Annotated in this window: 21 protein-coding genes; 20 read left to right on the top strand and 1 reads right to left on the bottom strand. The window is 53.1% G+C overall.

The window, feature by feature from the left end; genetic code table 11:
- Positions 1–39: 39 nt before the first annotated feature.
- The 18 genes from QFZ34_RS09880 to QFZ34_RS09795 all read left to right on the top strand — a co-directional run bounded on the left by QFZ34_RS09880 (position 40) and on the right by QFZ34_RS09795 (position 12,204).
- Positions 40–216, top strand: coding sequence for a hypothetical protein (locus QFZ34_RS09880; RefSeq protein WP_307280202.1), 177 nt, complete (start codon positions 40–42; stop codon positions 214–216).
- Between the two features lie 237 nt (positions 217–453).
- A complete protein-coding gene (locus tag QFZ34_RS09875) occupies positions 454–798 on the top strand; it encodes an HNH endonuclease (protein WP_307280200.1) in 345 nt (114 codons plus the stop codon).
- Complete coding sequence (locus QFZ34_RS09870) at positions 795–1,256, top strand: hypothetical protein (protein WP_307280196.1); 462 nt, start codon at positions 795–797, stop codon at positions 1,254–1,256. Before QFZ34_RS09875 ends, QFZ34_RS09870 begins: the two co-directional genes overlap by 4 nt.
- Positions 1,257–1,400: 144 nt before the next feature.
- On the top strand, positions 1,401–1,835 hold the full coding sequence (locus QFZ34_RS09865) for a hypothetical protein (RefSeq protein ID WP_307280193.1): 435 nt from the start codon (positions 1,401–1,403) through the stop codon (positions 1,833–1,835).
- Positions 1,832–3,517 carry a terminase large subunit gene (locus QFZ34_RS09860; RefSeq protein ID WP_307280189.1) on the top strand — a complete coding sequence of 562 codons (1,686 nt, stop codon included), beginning with the start codon at positions 1,832–1,834 and terminating at the stop codon, positions 3,515–3,517. The genes QFZ34_RS09865 and QFZ34_RS09860 overlap by 4 nt, the downstream gene beginning before the upstream one ends.
- Before the next feature lie 16 nt (positions 3,518–3,533).
- Positions 3,534–5,450, top strand: coding sequence for a phage major capsid protein (locus QFZ34_RS09855; RefSeq protein WP_307280187.1), 1,917 nt, complete (start codon positions 3,534–3,536; stop codon positions 5,448–5,450).
- A gap of 100 nt (positions 5,451–5,550) precedes the next feature.
- The gene (locus QFZ34_RS09850) at positions 5,551–5,781 is read left to right on the top strand and encodes a hypothetical protein (RefSeq protein ID WP_307280184.1); all 231 of its coding nucleotides are present in this window, start codon (positions 5,551–5,553) and stop codon (positions 5,779–5,781) included.
- 33 nt (positions 5,782–5,814) lie between these two features.
- Positions 5,815–6,033, top strand: a complete 219-nt coding sequence (locus tag QFZ34_RS09845; protein ID WP_307280181.1) for a hypothetical protein — start codon at positions 5,815–5,817, stop codon at positions 6,031–6,033.
- Between the two features lie 2 nt (positions 6,034–6,035).
- On the top strand, positions 6,036–7,409 hold the full coding sequence (locus tag QFZ34_RS09840; RefSeq protein WP_307280178.1) for a phage portal protein: 1,374 nt from the start codon (positions 6,036–6,038) through the stop codon (positions 7,407–7,409).
- Positions 7,381–8,337 (top strand): collagen-like domain-containing protein, encoded by a 957-nt coding sequence (locus tag QFZ34_RS09835; protein WP_307280175.1) that lies wholly within the window; start codon positions 7,381–7,383, stop codon positions 8,335–8,337. Before QFZ34_RS09840 ends, QFZ34_RS09835 begins: the two co-directional genes overlap by 29 nt.
- Positions 8,334–8,879, top strand: coding sequence for a head-tail connector protein (locus QFZ34_RS09830; RefSeq protein WP_307280171.1), 546 nt, complete (start codon positions 8,334–8,336; stop codon positions 8,877–8,879). The genes QFZ34_RS09835 and QFZ34_RS09830 overlap by 4 nt, the downstream gene beginning before the upstream one ends.
- A 37-nt stretch (positions 8,880–8,916) precedes the next feature.
- Positions 8,917–9,099, top strand: a complete 183-nt coding sequence (locus tag QFZ34_RS09825; protein ID WP_307280168.1) for a hypothetical protein — start codon at positions 8,917–8,919, stop codon at positions 9,097–9,099.
- Positions 9,083–9,430, top strand: a complete 348-nt coding sequence (locus QFZ34_RS09820) for a phage head completion protein (protein ID WP_307280166.1) — start codon at positions 9,083–9,085, stop codon at positions 9,428–9,430. Before QFZ34_RS09825 ends, QFZ34_RS09820 begins: the two co-directional genes overlap by 17 nt.
- Positions 9,430–9,837: an HK97-gp10 family putative phage morphogenesis protein gene (locus QFZ34_RS09815; protein ID WP_307280163.1), complete on the top strand. Its 408-nt coding sequence runs from the start codon at positions 9,430–9,432 to the stop codon at positions 9,835–9,837. Before QFZ34_RS09820 ends, QFZ34_RS09815 begins: the two co-directional genes overlap by 1 nt.
- Positions 9,834–10,238 (top strand): DUF3168 domain-containing protein, encoded by a 405-nt coding sequence (locus tag QFZ34_RS09810; protein ID WP_307280158.1) that lies wholly within the window; start codon positions 9,834–9,836, stop codon positions 10,236–10,238. Before QFZ34_RS09815 ends, QFZ34_RS09810 begins: the two co-directional genes overlap by 4 nt.
- 948 nt (positions 10,239–11,186) lie before the next feature.
- Positions 11,187–11,639: a phage tail tube protein gene (locus tag QFZ34_RS09805; RefSeq protein ID WP_307280155.1), complete on the top strand. Its 453-nt coding sequence runs from the start codon at positions 11,187–11,189 to the stop codon at positions 11,637–11,639.
- Positions 11,639–11,998, top strand: a complete 360-nt coding sequence (locus QFZ34_RS09800) for a gene transfer agent family protein (protein WP_307280152.1) — start codon at positions 11,639–11,641, stop codon at positions 11,996–11,998. Before QFZ34_RS09805 ends, QFZ34_RS09800 begins: the two co-directional genes overlap by 1 nt.
- Before the next feature lie 56 nt (positions 11,999–12,054).
- Positions 12,055–12,204 carry a hypothetical protein gene (locus tag QFZ34_RS09795; RefSeq protein WP_307280149.1) on the top strand — a complete coding sequence of 50 codons (150 nt, stop codon included), beginning with the start codon at positions 12,055–12,057 and terminating at the stop codon, positions 12,202–12,204.
- Here QFZ34_RS09795 and QFZ34_RS09790 read toward each other — a convergent pair.
- Complete coding sequence (locus QFZ34_RS09790) at positions 12,201–12,350, bottom strand: hypothetical protein (RefSeq protein ID WP_307280147.1); 150 nt, start codon at positions 12,348–12,350, stop codon at positions 12,201–12,203. The genes QFZ34_RS09795 and QFZ34_RS09790 overlap by 4 nt on opposite strands.
- Here QFZ34_RS09790 and QFZ34_RS09785 point away from each other — a divergent pair.
- Entirely contained in the window at positions 12,344–13,162 is an 819-nt protein-coding gene (locus tag QFZ34_RS09785; protein ID WP_307280144.1) for a tape measure protein, read from the top strand. The two genes, QFZ34_RS09790 and QFZ34_RS09785, sit on opposite strands and share 7 nt — an antisense overlap.
- Positions 13,122–14,585 (top strand): hypothetical protein, encoded by a 1,464-nt coding sequence (locus QFZ34_RS09780; protein WP_307280141.1) that lies wholly within the window; start codon positions 13,122–13,124, stop codon positions 14,583–14,585. Before QFZ34_RS09785 ends, QFZ34_RS09780 begins: the two co-directional genes overlap by 41 nt.

The raw sequence follows: 14,585 nt of genomic DNA, 5'->3' as shown, positions 1-14,585 counted from the left end.
CCCCGCCTAGTGCGGGGTTTTCGCATTTTAGGAGACAGTATGTTCGGAAAGCTATTCAGCGCAGCCGTTGATGTTGTCACGCTGCCAGTGTCCGCCGCTGTTGACGTTGTTACCCTTGGTGGTGCGCTTGTGGACAGAGCTGAGCCCTATACGGTCTCCAAGGTCAAACGGCTGGGTAAAGACGCTGGCAAGATCATTGAGAAACTGGCCGAGTGACCAGGCGTGCATTCATTGCTGCACTGGGTTTGCTGATCCCGTCGGCTGCAATTGCCCTGCCAAAACCAGACAGGCCGTTTCCGCGTAAGCCTCGCAAATACCGAAATCCGAAATAAGCAGCGCTCCTTTAACCTACCCAACCCGCGATAGGGACAAGCCTTCCGATCACGCTAGATCGCTTGCAACGGCCGCCGCAATCATCATAGACGGGCTGTTAATCGGGGAAGCGGGAATAACATGGCACTCAGGACCCTAAAGCCCAAGGTAGCAATGCTTGCCCCAAGGCTAAAGCGATATGCACCGGGTGATGAGACAGAGCGCTCACGCTACCGGGATGAAACACAAGCGTGGCGCCGATGGTACAAGACCGCCCGTTGGCAGAAGCTGAGGATGAGCGTACTGGTCCGCGATCTCTTCACCTGCCAGATGTGCAGGAAGATGGAGACCAACACATCGCAGTTGGTATGTGACCACGTCGATCAGCATCACGGTAACGAGGAAGCATTCTGGTCCGGTCCATTCCAGACTCTATGCAAGACCTGCCATGACAGCACGAAACAGAAGATGGAGCGCAGGCTGTGACGCAAGACCTTTGGAATATGTACTGCACTATAGCTGGGATCAGTGGTGTAGCTGTCGGGGTAACATGGCTGCTCTGCATCGCCATGGGTGGAGAGATGCGCAAAGGCGGCATCAATCGAGAACCATCCAAGGTCGTCACTCGCCCCCAAGACCCAGCATCCATGCGTGCAAAGCCATATCCATTCGATCACATCCGTAAATTGGAGTTGAAGGACGGCGACTTGGTAGTGATCAACGTTGACCAGAGGCTGACCCTTGAGCAGTGCGAGCGCATCAAGGCCAACATAACCACAGTGACAGACAAGCTGGGTCATAAGGTGATGGCCATTGTTCTCGATAAGGGGATGGAACTGTCCGTGGTAAGCAAGGCAGACATCGAAAACACTGTGATCCACGTACCAGAGCCTCACCCAGACGCGGCATGTGATTGGTACATAAGACACAAGCATATCGCTTAAATGCCTCTCCACGGGCAGATATGAGCCAAATAGATAGAGGGGGGGGGTAGGTGAAAATCCTGAAAGCCCCTTTCCGCTAGACCCGCGTCCCCGAACTGCGCAGATTTTTTCCTCTGAACCGGAATTTTCGCTGAAAGTTAGCAAATGACCGAAAAACCTACCAAGCCTTTGAAGGGTGGGCGTCCTCAATATCGCCCAACAATCAAGGAGCGGGTCACTGTCGAGCAAATGAAATTTTGCGGTGAATCCGACAATATCATTGCCCGAGCGCTTGGAATTGACGCGGATACGATGCGTAAGCACTTCGCGGAAGAGCTTGAGAACGGTTATGCCAATCGTCGGCGTGAATTGGTGGGCTATCTGTTCGAGGCTGCATCTCAAAAGAATGTTGCAGCTATCAAGAAATTGGAAGAGATGGGACGCGTGGCCTCATCGGTGGAAGCGGCCAAAGATCGGGAAACCCGTTCCACCAAAGAGGAAAAGCTGGGCAAAAAGGATCAGCGGCAGGCAACAGCCAATTCTGTTTCTGGCAAGTTCGCAGTTCCTACGCCTCCAAAGCTGGTAGTTCACAATAAATGACCAACTGGACGACGGCTTGCCCAGGATGGGAGAAGCGGATCGTTGCGGGACAGTCACTCATTCCTTGCTTGCCGCTGTTCCCAGATGAGGCGGAAGCCGCGCTTAATGTGTTCAAGGGCCTCTATGTTGTCGATGTTGCCGGATCTCCAACGTTTGGAGAAGCTGGCGAAGATTGGATATTCGACTTCGTGGCTGCCATCTTCGGCGCACATGATAACGAATCTGGCCGGAGACTGATCAGGGAGTTCTTTCTCTGCATTGCTAAGAAGAACGGGAAGTCAACGCTTGCTGCCGGTGTGATGCTGACAGCATTGATCCGCAATTGGCGACATTCGGCAGAACTGCTGATCCTGGCGCCGACCATCGAAGCGGCTCAGAACAGTTTTAAGCCAGCAGCGGATATGGTTCGTGCTGATCCTGAACTGGACGCGAGTGCTCAAGGGTTCCTTCATATCCAAGATCATTTGCGCACCATTACCCATCTCAAAACCAAAGCAACGCTCAAAGTGGTGGCTGCGGACGGCAAGACGGTTGTTGGCAAGAAGGCAGGGTTCATCCTTCTGGATGAGCTCTGGGAGTTCGGCACAAAGAACAATGCAGATGGGATGTTGCGAGAGGCAACGGGCGGTCTGGTTTCTCGACCGGAAGGATTCATCATCTCGATCACGACGCAGGCTGATGCCCCGCCTGCCGGTGTGTTTGCTGACAAGTTGAATTATGCGCGGGATGTCCGCGACGGGATAATTGAAGACAAGAAGTTTCTGCCGATCATCTATGAGTTTCCCAAGCCCATGCTTGAGGACGGATCCTATCTCGATCCAAAGAATTTCTACGTTACCAATCCTAATCTGGGTCGATCAGTCAGCCAAGAATGGCTGGAAGACGAACTCAGAAAGGAAATGGAGAAGGGCAGCGAGACCCGAAACACATTTCTTGCCAAGCATCTCAATGTGGAAATTGGCCTCAATCTACGGTCGAACCGTTGGGCGGGTGCTGATTTCTGGGAAGCCAAGGCAGACAAAACCATCACTTTGGATCTGATACTCGACCAGTGCGAAGTGATTGTTCCCGGTATTGATGGCGGTGGTCTGGACGATCTGTTCGGTCTGAGCGTCGTTGGTCGGCATAAAGTGACAAAAGATTGGCTCTGTTGGTCCCATGCTTGGTGCCACAAAGGTGTGCTTGAGCGACGCAAGTCCATCTCGACCAGACTGCTTGACTTTCAGGCAAAGAGCGAACTGACGATTGTGGATGATAAACTGGACGATTTGTCCTCAATCATCGAGATAATTCAGGTCGTAAAAGACAGTAATAAGCTCGCTGCAGTTGCAATCGATCCTGCCGGTGTAGGCGAACTGGTTGATGCTCTGGACGCAATCGGTGTCACGCAGGAAGCCGAGAACCTTATTGGTGCTCTCCAAGGCTACCAAATGATGAACGCGATCAAGACGACCGAGCGGAAACTGGCAAACGGCACATTCCGGCACAGCGGTTCCTCGCTCATGTCGTGGTGCGTCAGCAACTTGAAGATTGAACCAACAGCAACGGCGATCCGGGCAACAAAGCAGAATGCCGGTGACGCCAAGATTGATCCGGTGATGGCACTATTCGACGCTGTGACTGTGATGAGCAGAAATCCAGAGGCTGCAATCAGCCTAGACGTTCAAGCCATGGTAGCCTGAACAGGAGAACCCAGACATGACTGATATTCTTTATCGCACGGCGGAGTCCGCTGGCGACGGCTTTGACTTTGTCATTTCGGATGGCAGTCGTGACCGTCATGGTACACGGATCAATCCCGAAGGTTGGGATTTGTCTCACTTCAATCGCAATCCGGTAGCGCTGTTTGGACATAGCTCTGGCTTCCCGATCGGGCGCTGGGAAAACGTCCGGGTAGAAGCCGGCCGATTGCTGGGGCGCTTGGTTATGGCTGCCGCCGGTACAAGCCAGCGGATTGATGAGCTCCGAAATCTCGTAGAGCAGGGCATCCTTCGCGCTGTGTCTGTCGGCTTCTCTGTCCTGAAAGAAGGCGAGCCGGGCAAAAGCATTTACGATTACGACGAACAGGAATTGCAAGAGGTGTCTCTTGTCTCTGTTGGTTCGAACAAGAACGCGCTCGCAATGGCGCGATCACTCAACATTTCTGAATCCACTATCGAGTTGGCCTTTGGCGAGCAAGCCAGAGACGGCAAACGCGATGTGTCTACTGGCGAGCACGCCGCAAAACCTCCCGTCTCTAACTTGAAAGGTACTTCCAAAATGGAAACCACCCTCTCCAAGCGCATTGAAGCTGCGCAAAACGAACTGAATTCTGCTCGGGACGCTCTGACTGAGCACCTTGCCGATGACAACGCAGACACGACCCAGACAGAAGCACTGTCTTCTGAGATCGAAGCCCGCGAAGAGCGCCTTACATCGCTCAAGCGAGCCGAGAAAGCTCTGGCGTCCCGTGCTGCAAGCGATATCGTTGAGCCAGGCCGTCCAGCCGCTCCAAGCGTGCGCAAGCCTCTTGGCGTAAATCTGCGCGAACCAAAGCCGGAAGATCTGATCATTCGTGCGGCTGTTTGTAATGTGCTGGCACATGCAACCGGCAGTGATCCTATCCGGATCATGGAAGAGCGTTACCGCGATCACGAAGCAACTCAGATTGTTGTTCGTGCCGCTGTGGCAGGCGCTACCACAACGCAGGCTGGATGGGCTGCTGAACTCGTAGAAACGGCAATGGGAGCCTTCATGGAATCCCTTCGCCCGATCTCGGTTTATCCTCGCCTTGCTGCGCTTGGGACAAGCCTGTCGTTCGGTCCCGGCCGTGCAGCTATCAAACTGCCATCCCGTGCACCGACTCCTTCGATCAGCGGTTCGTTCGTAGCTGAATCTGCACCGATCCCGGTTCGCCGTCTCGGTCTGACTTCAGTTACCCTCAACCCGCACAAGATGGGCGTTATCTCGGTGTTCAGCCGTGAAATCGCTCGCTTGTCCAATCCGGCGATTGAAGGTCTGCTTCGTCAGGAAATTCAGTCTGACACAGCACTCACCATTGACTCTCTCTTGCTTGATGCTGTCGCCGGTTCCGGCACACGTCCTGCAGGTCTGACGAATGGTGTGGCTGCCCTGACTGCATCTACTGCCGGTGGCTATGCTGCAATTCTGGCCGATATCCAGACTTTGGCAGCCCCGTTTGATGCGGCTAACGCCGGTCGCCGGTTGGTCTTGTTGATGAACCCTGCGGAAGCCCGCATTTTGTCAATGACCGCTGGTCCGAACGCTTCTGGCTTCGGTTGGGCAGAGCAGTTCCTGAGCGAATTCACCCGCATCGTGTCCACCACGATCCCAGCCGGTCATGTGTACATGATCGACGCGGCTGATTTTGCGACGGCTGCTGGCGATGCTCCAGAGTTTGATGTCAGTGAGCAGACAGTTCTGCACATGGAAGACACCACTCCTCTGCAGATCGCTTCCACAGGCACACCAAACACTGTTGCAGCTCCAACTCAGTCGATGTTCCAGACTGCACAGATCGCTCTGCGCATGATCCTGGATATCACATGGGCAATGCGCCGCGCTGGCATGGTGCAGCATATCGCTGCAGTCGATTGGGCCCCACCAACACCATAAGCCCGAATTCAACAATCGGTGAGGCGTCCGCGCCTCATCGCTCTAACCGTCTGTGCGGGTAATCGCAGATCAGTAGAAGTAGAAACAGGAGAAATAGAACATGTTCACGATCAAACAAGTTGTCCGCTCGGGCCAAAAGTCCGGCAAAGATGATGCCGTTCGCCTTTACGAAGGCCGCGATCCGAGCCTTGAGACTGGTCCAAGCGGCAATCAACAGGTCACTTTCCAGAAGGATGACGGCGTTTACTGCTCAATCGACAGTGGCGTTGTCTTCGTCATGAACAGCACCGGCAAGACTGTTGAGACTTTCCGTCTCAAGGGTGCCGAATAGTTCAATCAATCCATCTGAAAACAGGAGGCCATAATGGCTGACATTGCATCTGATAAGACTGATTCCAAGGTCGAAGAGAAGGCCAAGGAAAAGGCAGAAAATGCCTCTGAAACGGTTGAAACCGTCGAGGCACCTTATCCATCCCAAGCTGACCTTGACGCGATCAAGGAAGGCAAGAAAACCGTCGATGACGTGCGCAAATCCCGCGACATGAAGTCCGTTGGCGGTGCCTCTGAGTACAAGACGCGCTGATCATGGCAAACTGGCTGTCAAAGATATTCAGACCTTCGGAAGCGAGGGCTGCCGAGGGTCAATATCGTCCCGGTCCTTATCATCTATCGGATGGCTGGCTTCCTGCCGGTCCCGGTCGATTGTGGAACTGGTGGCAGTCTGGCTACAATCTTCGGGAATATGGCGAGAGCAGCGCTATGGTTGAAGCGTGTATCTCGGCATATTCGCAGACTGTTGCGATGTGCCCCGGCGATCATTGGAAGAAGCTTGCAAACGGTGGCCGTAAGCGCGTCTCAAAGAGCGCTCTGACGCGCATCATGAAGCGCCCGAACGATTACCAGTCAATCTCAGACCTTTTGCTCAATCTTACCCGTAGCCTGTATAAGCAGGGTGAAGGTTTCGGTCTGGCGCTGCGAAACAACCGCGGTGAAATCCAAGAAATCCACCTTATGCGTCATGGAAAGCCGGTTTTGGCGACCACAGGCGATATTTTCTATAGCTTGAGCGGGAATGAGATTGTCGAGGCGCGGTATGATTTGTCGCTTCCGATCCCGGCTCGCGATGTGCTTCATGTTCGCTTGCACACGCCTCGTCATCCCTTGAAGGGTGAAAGTCCGATCCTTGCCACGCTCCTTGATAGGCAGATGGCCGGCGCTGCTCTTGAGCAGCAGATTGCATTCTACATCAATCAGGCACGTCCGTCCTTCATGCTGGAGACTGACGAAAAGCTTACAATCGAGCAAACGCGGGAATTGCGACAAGCTTGGAATGAGCAGACGCAAGGCGAAAAGGCCGGTGGTACGCCAATTCTGACATGGGGTCTGAAAGCCAAGGAAGTCAGCAAGACGGCGAACGACGGACAGCTTGCGGAAATGCTCAAGATGTCTGAACAGAACGTTGCTCTCGCCTTCCGTATGCCGCTGCAAATCCTTGGAATCGGCGGCTCAGCCTTGGGATCCACTGAAATGCTGATGCAGTCGTGGATCGCCAGCGGTCTTGGCTTCGCTCTGAACCATATCGAGGAAGCATTCGGGCAACTGTTCAATCTGTCTGGAATGCCGGATGAATACCTTGAGTTCAACACCAAGGCATTGCTGCGCAGCGCATTTAAGGAACGCATCGAAGGTCTCGTTCGTGGTGTGATCGGCGGCGTCTATAGCTCCGATGAAGCCCGAGCAGAAGAAGACCTTCCCGCCACAGAAGGCGGATTTGGCTCTATGCCACGCGTTCAGCAGCAAGTGGTTCCGCTTAGCTACGGCGCTGCAATGAAACCTCCTGCACTCCCGGCTCCGGCGTCAGCTGCGCCACAAAACGAGGAAGATGAAGAAGATGACGGGCGCAGCTATGAAGACCACTTGCGGGCGATCAATGAACAAGCTGACGCGCTCCTTCACTGATGCTGCAACGGATGCCGTTGCTCGGGCGATTGCAACGGTTCACCGAGAAGGCAAACGTGAGCAAGAACTGCGCGAGTCTGAGCATCGTGCTCGTATGGCTGAACTGGAAACGCGCCTTGCAGCGGTCGCTGCTTTGGAAGCGCAGGTCACACAGCGCCTTGAAACACTAAAGGATGGAGAGCGCGGTCCTATTGGAGAAGACGGTCCAGAAGGCCCTCAAGGGGAAAGAGGCCTACCCGGTGAACCGGGAGTCGCTGGAGAACGCGGTGAACCCGGTCGGGATGGTGTAGATGGCTCTGCCGGCGAACGAGGACCAGAAGGCCCTCAAGGCGAGCGCGGTTTGGATGGAAAAGACGGCGAACGTGGGCTGGATGGACCTCAAGGGGAACCTGGTGAGCGCGGACTGCCGGGCGAACGCGGTCCAGAAGGTCCGGCTGGCAAGCTTCCACAAGTAAGAGACTGGTCTGATGCAATCCATTATGAATCGGATGTGGTGGCATTCGGCGGCTCTACCTATCAGGCGATCCGCGACACAGCCAAGCAGCCACCGCATGAGGATTGGATTTGTCTCGCATCTTCGGGAAGCAATGGTGCTGACGGCCGTTCATTTCAGGTCCGCGGAACATGGGTTGATGGCACGGAATACAATGAACTGGACGTGGTTGCAGTCAATGGCGCTTCATTCGTCGCCCGTCGTGACAATCCCGGCGAATGCCCCGGTGCTGACTGGCAGCTAATTGCCTCCCAAGGCAAACGTGGCAGCCAAGGCGAAAGAGGTCTGACGGGTCAGAAAGGCGAGCGCGGCGAGGCTGGAATGCCAGTTGTTGCGATCGATGTTGATGATGACGGATTGCTCACACTGACGAATGGTGATGGCTCTTTTGTTCGATGTGACCTTTATCCACTGCTTGCGAAGGTGCGGCCATGAATATCAAGGTCATCACACCTCCAGCACCTGTCGTGACGTTGCCAGATGCAAAAGCCTTCCTTCGGGTTGATTTCGATGATGACAATACGCTTATCAACGGATTGATCGCGGCAGCCAGCAAGAATATTGACGGGCCATTCGGTTGGCTGGATCGCGCCATAGGCACCCAGACCCTTGAGCTCGGCTATACTTGGTATAGCTGCCGATACGTTGAACTGCCATTCGGACCCGTTCAATCAGTCGAAAGCGTCAAGTACATCGACAGCGAGGGCGTCGAACAGACTGTTCCTGAAGAGAACTACTTCCTTGATGGAGACTGCCTGCACTTTGTGTCTGGGTATTCCTATCCTTCTGTTTCTGCCGTCTCGGATCCAGTGAAAATCCGCTATGTTGCGGGGTTCGAAACTGTGCCGGCAGACGTGGTGCTTGCGGTAAAACTGCACATCAAAATGAACTTTGATCCACTCGATGAACCCGGTCGCGCCGGAATGCAGCGTGCGATCGATGATCTATTGCGCAGCTACAAGAAGTGGTCGCTGTGATCCTCTTAGTCGCTCCATACAGAAGGATGCATCCCTGATGGCACGTGTAAAATTCACTAAAGATTTCGATTACAAGCCAACCCCAGGCACGACAATCGCCTATCTCGCGGGCATGGAAATGACCGTAAAGCAGGATTGCGCTGATAAGGCCATTGCTGCGGGTAAGGCTATAGCTGCGGACAAGCCGCGCAAGGAAACGGACAATGGCGAAAAAGCCTAGTGCCGGTGATCTGTTCTATTCCGTCGCGTTCGGTAAGCGGGAAGAAGTCACAGACGAATATGGAAACACGCAGGGCGCGTTCGTGGAGCAGTTTTCGCAGCGTGCGGGATACATTCACCTGCGAGGCGGTGAAAGCGTGCTGGCGGGACGCCTTGAGGGAAAGCACACACAGATCATTCGTGTTCGCTCTACCTCACAGACGCGGCAAATCAAAAGTGACTGGTACGCACAAGATAAGCGAGATTTGAAGTATTTCGCAGTTCGCGATGTCACTCCACTCCTTGATCGCCAGTTCATTGATATTCTGGTTGAGGCTGGCGTAGCGCTCTAATGGCGATCTCTGGACTCAAGAGATTAAACAAGAAGTTCGCGCTTCTACCCAAAGTTGCGCGTGATGCCATCCGTGACGCAATGGCTAAAAGTGCAGACGAAATCGTCGCATTAATGAAATCACTTGTTCCCAAGGATAGCGGTGAACTAGCTGAATCCATCGGGTGGACTTGGGGCAAGGCCCCAGACGGCTCGGTTGTGGTGGCTGTTGCAACCGCCTCAGACATGACGATTACAATCTACGCCGGTAGCGATGCTGCTTATTATGCACGTTGGGTCGAATTCGGAACCCAGAAGAAGTCGGCTCAACCATTCTTCTTCGTTGCATATCGGGCCTTACGCAAACGAACAAAAAGCCGGATCAGTCGGGCAACGACGAAAGCCGCGAGGAAAGTTGCTGCATCATGACATCTCCGGTTTTAGAATTGCAGGCTGCCATCGTGGCTCGCTTGAAAGCCAATGCTACGGTCAATGGTCTGATCGGAGGGCGGGTTTATGATGCTGTCCCGGCAAACCCCACATTCCCTTATGTAGGTTTTGGCCCGGCCGATGAGTTGAGCGATGACGTTGATTGTATCACTGGCTTTGAAATCACCATGCAGATCGATTGTTGGTCTCGTGCTGTCGGATTTCCCGAGGTGCGCCGGATCAGTGACGCGGTTCGCGCTGCCCTGGTCGATACCGATCTGACGATTACTGACAATGCCATCGTCTATTTCACTCACCGAATAACCCGAGTTTTCCGTGATCCGGATGGCTCAACAAGCCACGCAGCTTTAACTTTTTCCGCTTTCGCAGAGCAGCCATAGGGAGTATAAAAAACGAACCCGCCAAGTGCGCTAACACTCGACGGGTTCTAACCAAGGCCCGAACATAGGAGGTTCGAGTGGCTAATAGCATTTTCACATGCTGCGTATGCACAAAGCAATATCCCCGAATATCGCCTCGCCAAAAATACTGCACTTCTTGCCGTATCGGTATTGTAAAGGAGCAGGCGCGATCTGGCTATGCGCGCAAGGTAGGTTATGAGGTCCGATCAGCCGGGAAGGAAGGGACTTGCATCGACTGCAACAAGTCTTTTGTCCGAACTGGCGGTAGAAATCAGCGATGTGGCGTCTGCTTAGACAAGTATCAACGGGATTGGAGAAGCAGGTTCAACACCAGATATCTTGCCGAAGTTCCTTTAGGTCAGACAATATCCTGCACAACCTGTGGTATCGCAATAAAAAAGAGTAGCGGCACAAAGCGGTTTTGTATCGAGTGCCGATGCGCTCACGACGCGGAAATGGCTAGAAAACGAGCCAAGAGTTACACAAGTCGCCATAGCGCTAGATTGGCGAAGGCCAAAGCAGAAAAGCGGAAGACTGATCCCGCATACGCAATCAGTAATCGAGTATCTCACCAGATGCGTATGGCGCTGAAGGCGAGAAAATCCGGAAGGCGATGGGAAAGCCTTGTAGGATACTCTCTTAACGATTTGATGCGGCACTTGGAGCGGCAATTTATCAGGGGGATGTCTTGGGAGAACCGAGGCGAATGGCATATCGACCATATTCTCCCTCTAGCTTCGTTCGATTTTAGCACTCCTGAGTGCCATGCCTTCAAAGCTGCATGGGCTCTAACCAATCTCCGGCCTTTGTGGTCTGGGGAAAACGTCAGTAAGGGCGCTAAGCGTCTCTTTCTGATCTGACCGCAAAGATAAACAGAACACTCACAGCCGCCCCTCAGAAGGCGGCTTTTTCTATGGAGATACAATTATGGCACAAGCTACTACTATCAAAGGCGGCAAAGTACGCGTTCTGCTCGGCACACCCGGTGCTCTACCTGCCGATCCGATCACATATGCTGCGCCTTGCGGTTTCACCTCCCGATCGATCACACTCACCAAAAATCTGGAAGAAGTTAATATTCCGGATTGCGAAGATCCCGATAAAGTAGATTGGGTAGGCCGCGATGCCACCAGTCTGTCGATGGGAGTTTCAGGTGAGGGTGTTCTTGCGGCTGAATCCGTTGAGGACTGGCTTGACGCTTGGGAAAGTGTTGAGTCTGTCCCAGTCAAGATTGAATGGGAATTCCCAGCCAAGACCGTCACTTGGACCGGCTACATGCAGGTGGAAAGTGTTGAATCCGAAGCTCCGAACGGCCAGCGTGCAACTCTCACTGTTTCCATGCAGTCAGACGGTGAAATGGTTCGGGTGGTTGCTCCATAATGAGCCGCGATGCTTCGATTGAACTGAACTTTGGGGACGGGACCTATACGTTCCGTCTCGGTTGGGGCGAGCTTGCCAAGGTGCAGGAAGCGTGCGACTCAGGACCCTACGTTGTGTTGCAACGCCTGTACGATAACTCTTGGCGTCTAAATGACATCCGAGAAGTTATTCGCTGGGGTTTGATCGGCGGAGAAACTAAGCCAGGTGAGGCATTAAAGCTCGTCAGGGATTACGTCGAAGAACGACCGCCCTTGGAAAACGTACTATTCGCACAGGCAATACTCTCGGCAGCATTGCAGGGGGCACCTGAAGAGGACGTGGGAAAACCAAAACAGCAAAGCGATCTGGCGAACGCCTAGACGATCTACCAAACGGTAAAATTCGCTTTGCTGCGATCTATGCCAATGGCGCTGTGATGGGCTTTACTCCTCAAGAGGTCAACGCGATGTCCATGTGGCAGTTTCTGGCCGCATTGGAAGGCTACATCAAAGCGAACTCACCTGAAGATACTGGTAAGTTGACAGAATCTGAAAAAGACGAAATGGCAGATTGGATTGGTATCTAACTGCGTTGCGGGCGCTCAACAGCGACGATCAACACTACGAGAGCAGCTGTCAATACGCCGAATCCGAACAGGATAGCGGCAAGAATCTGATGGATCGCCGATACAGCGAACAAAGCGATAAGTGCGGCCATCAGAATTTGTGCCACTGACAATATCCCAAGTAAAAAATTCATTGACTGGACCCCTAATGGCGCAAGACTTAGAGAGACTTGTAGTTCAGCTAAGCGCGGACATCAAGAAATACGAAAACGCCATAAATCGCGCCCAAGGTATTACCAACAAGAATGCTCAACGCATTGAGCGGCGTTTCACAAAGATGAACGCCAATGTGTCTTCATCTTTCGCAGGTTTAGGAGCGAAGATCGGTGGGGTATTCGCCGGCGCCTCTTTGGCTAAAGGCGCAGTAAAGTTTTCCGAAGCTGCTACCCGCATCGATAATGCACTTAAGGTTGCGGGACTCTCTGGTGAGCAACTAGAGCAGGTCTATGGTAAGCTTCGTGACAGCGCCGTCAAAAATGCTGCGCCGTTTGAATCACTTGTAGAACTTTATGGTCGCGCCTCACTGGTTCAGAAAGAACTAGGTGTATCGAGCGAGCAGCTTATTTCATTCACTGACAAAGTGGCTCTGGCGCTTCGAGTATCCGGCAAGTCTGCCCAAGAATCCTCGGGTGCATTGCTTCAGTTAAGCCAAGCTCTGGGATCCGGAGTGGTTCGCGCTGAAGAGTTCAACTCCATCGTTGAAGGCGCACCAACAATCCTTCAGGCTGCTTCACGCGGGATCAAAGAAGCTGGTGGCAGTGTCGCGCAGTTGCGCAAGATCATGCTGGATGGCGGTTTGTCATCCAAGGCTCTGTTTGATGGATTTATTGCAGGTTCCGCTTCTCTTGAGGAGCGCGTCAAGAATGTTCAATTGACCTTTGGTCAGGCAATGGAGAATTTGCAGACTGCGCCTTATTGATACGGCGCGAGAGTTCAATACTGCTACTGGTGCCAGCGCCAAATTTGCAGATGGTATTAATGTTGTTGCTCAAGCTATCAGTGACTTTGATATCGCTGGCTTCATTGCCAAAATCCAAGAAGCTGGTGGAGCTTTTGAAGCTTTCCTGAATACGATTGGCAATGCTAGCGTATTCGAAGACTTGAACAAGGCGCTAGGTTACACAGACGGCGAAGGCCGGATGATCAACCTTGAAACAAAGCAGGCTGAAGATAAGGCAATAGCGCTCGAGCGTGAGGTTAAAGACCTTCAGGCTGTCATTGAAAACAATACCAAGCTTGGAATAGATACCACCGAGGCCTTGGCTAGGTTGGTTGGAGTGCAGGCGGCGATCAATAGCATCAAAGGTGCTATGTCTGGCTTGCCTGATACATACCCAAGCGGACAGCTTGGCGATACACAGCCGGTTGTTATGCGCCCAACTATGGGCACGAAAGACGATAGCCTTGGTATCAATCAGATATCTATCAACGATCCCAAGTACAAAACTGAAGACGACAAAAAGAAGAAGAAAGCCAAGGGAGCGAAATCTGTACCAAGGACGGCTGAAAGTCGATTCAACGACGACATCCAAGCCATCAAAGACAGAACCGCTGCGCTCGCAGAGGAAACCGCACTTGTAGGCCAGTCTTATCTTGCCCAAGAGCAGCGAAAGATGGCCTTGGACCTTGAGCAATCTGCCTTGGCGGACTTGCGCGAGGAAGCCCGTAAAAAAGGCCAGACCGATTTGGATAGCATCAAGCTTGCGCCAGAACAGGTTGCGCAGATCAATGCCGTATCAGCAGCATATGCAATGCAGGCCGATGAACTTCGAAAAGTTCAAGAAACGCAGGATAAGGCCGAGCAAGCCGCGGCCGAATTCTACGACACATTCAAATCTGGGGTGATAGACGCCATTACTGGGGCGGAAAGCCTGAGCGACGCGTTGTCCGGGGTGCTTAAGAAGCTTGGCGATATGTTGCTCAACGCAGCATTCGACAGTTTGTTCAAGCCTGCTTCTGGCTCGTCTAGTGGCGGTGCATTTGGTGGTATTTTTGGTAGCATCGGTAAGGTTCTGGGGTTCGCCAAGGGCACAAACAACGCCCCTGGTGGTCTATCTGTTGTGGGTGAAAAAGGCCCGGAATTGATGAATGTCCCGAAGGGCGCCCAGATCATACCAAACCATAAGTTGCGTGCACCGAGTATGCCAACACTCCGGTCTGGTAGTGGCAGTAGCGGTGGTGTCGGCACATTTACCTACGCTCCAGTCATCGACAATCGAGGCGCTTCCGCTGAGGCCGTATCGCGACTTGAGGTGGCTTTAGCCAAGGACAGGGCCTCATTCGAGGCCAACACCATCAAAGCTATACGCAAGGCCAATAAAACCAATGTGAAGTTGAGGTAG

Origin of the sequence: Phyllobacterium ifriqiyense (assembly GCF_030817885.1) — a bacterium.
Classification (GTDB): domain Bacteria; phylum Pseudomonadota; class Alphaproteobacteria; order Rhizobiales; family Rhizobiaceae; genus Phyllobacterium; species Phyllobacterium ifriqiyense.
This window is presented reverse-complemented; position numbering and strand designations above follow the sequence as displayed.

Excerpts from the sequence above, each read along its gene's own strand:
- QFZ34_RS09865 (WP_307280193.1), top strand. The coding sequence starts at position 1,401 with ATGACCGAAAAACCTACCAAGCCTTTGAAGGGTGGGCGTCCTCAATAT.
- QFZ34_RS09825 (WP_307280168.1), top strand. The coding sequence starts at position 8,917 with ATGGCACGTGTAAAATTCACTAAAGATTTCGATTACAAGCCAACCCCA.
- QFZ34_RS09850 (WP_307280184.1), top strand. The coding sequence starts at position 5,551 with ATGTTCACGATCAAACAAGTTGTCCGCTCGGGCCAAAAGTCCGGCAAA.
- QFZ34_RS09860 (WP_307280189.1), top strand. The coding sequence starts at position 1,832 with ATGACCAACTGGACGACGGCTTGCCCAGGATGGGAGAAGCGGATCGTT.
- QFZ34_RS09815 (WP_307280163.1), top strand. The coding sequence starts at position 9,430 with ATGGCGATCTCTGGACTCAAGAGATTAAACAAGAAGTTCGCGCTTCTA.
- QFZ34_RS09805 (WP_307280155.1), top strand. The coding sequence starts at position 11,187 with ATGGCACAAGCTACTACTATCAAAGGCGGCAAAGTACGCGTTCTGCTC.
- QFZ34_RS09875 (WP_307280200.1), top strand. The coding sequence starts at position 454 with ATGGCACTCAGGACCCTAAAGCCCAAGGTAGCAATGCTTGCCCCAAGG.
- QFZ34_RS09840 (WP_307280178.1), top strand. The coding sequence starts at position 6,036 with ATGGCAAACTGGCTGTCAAAGATATTCAGACCTTCGGAAGCGAGGGCT.
- QFZ34_RS09810 (WP_307280158.1), top strand. The coding sequence starts at position 9,834 with ATGACATCTCCGGTTTTAGAATTGCAGGCTGCCATCGTGGCTCGCTTG.
- QFZ34_RS09800 (WP_307280152.1), top strand. The coding sequence starts at position 11,639 with ATGAGCCGCGATGCTTCGATTGAACTGAACTTTGGGGACGGGACCTAT.
- QFZ34_RS09795 (WP_307280149.1), top strand. The coding sequence starts at position 12,055 with ATGGGCTTTACTCCTCAAGAGGTCAACGCGATGTCCATGTGGCAGTTT.
- QFZ34_RS09855 (WP_307280187.1), top strand. The coding sequence starts at position 3,534 with ATGACTGATATTCTTTATCGCACGGCGGAGTCCGCTGGCGACGGCTTT.
- QFZ34_RS09845 (WP_307280181.1), top strand. The coding sequence starts at position 5,815 with ATGGCTGACATTGCATCTGATAAGACTGATTCCAAGGTCGAAGAGAAG.
- QFZ34_RS09830 (WP_307280171.1), top strand. The coding sequence starts at position 8,334 with ATGAATATCAAGGTCATCACACCTCCAGCACCTGTCGTGACGTTGCCA.
- QFZ34_RS09835 (WP_307280175.1), top strand. The coding sequence starts at position 7,381 with ATGAACAAGCTGACGCGCTCCTTCACTGATGCTGCAACGGATGCCGTT.
- QFZ34_RS09880 (WP_307280202.1), top strand. The coding sequence starts at position 40 with ATGTTCGGAAAGCTATTCAGCGCAGCCGTTGATGTTGTCACGCTGCCA.
- QFZ34_RS09820 (WP_307280166.1), top strand. The coding sequence starts at position 9,083 with ATGGCGAAAAAGCCTAGTGCCGGTGATCTGTTCTATTCCGTCGCGTTC.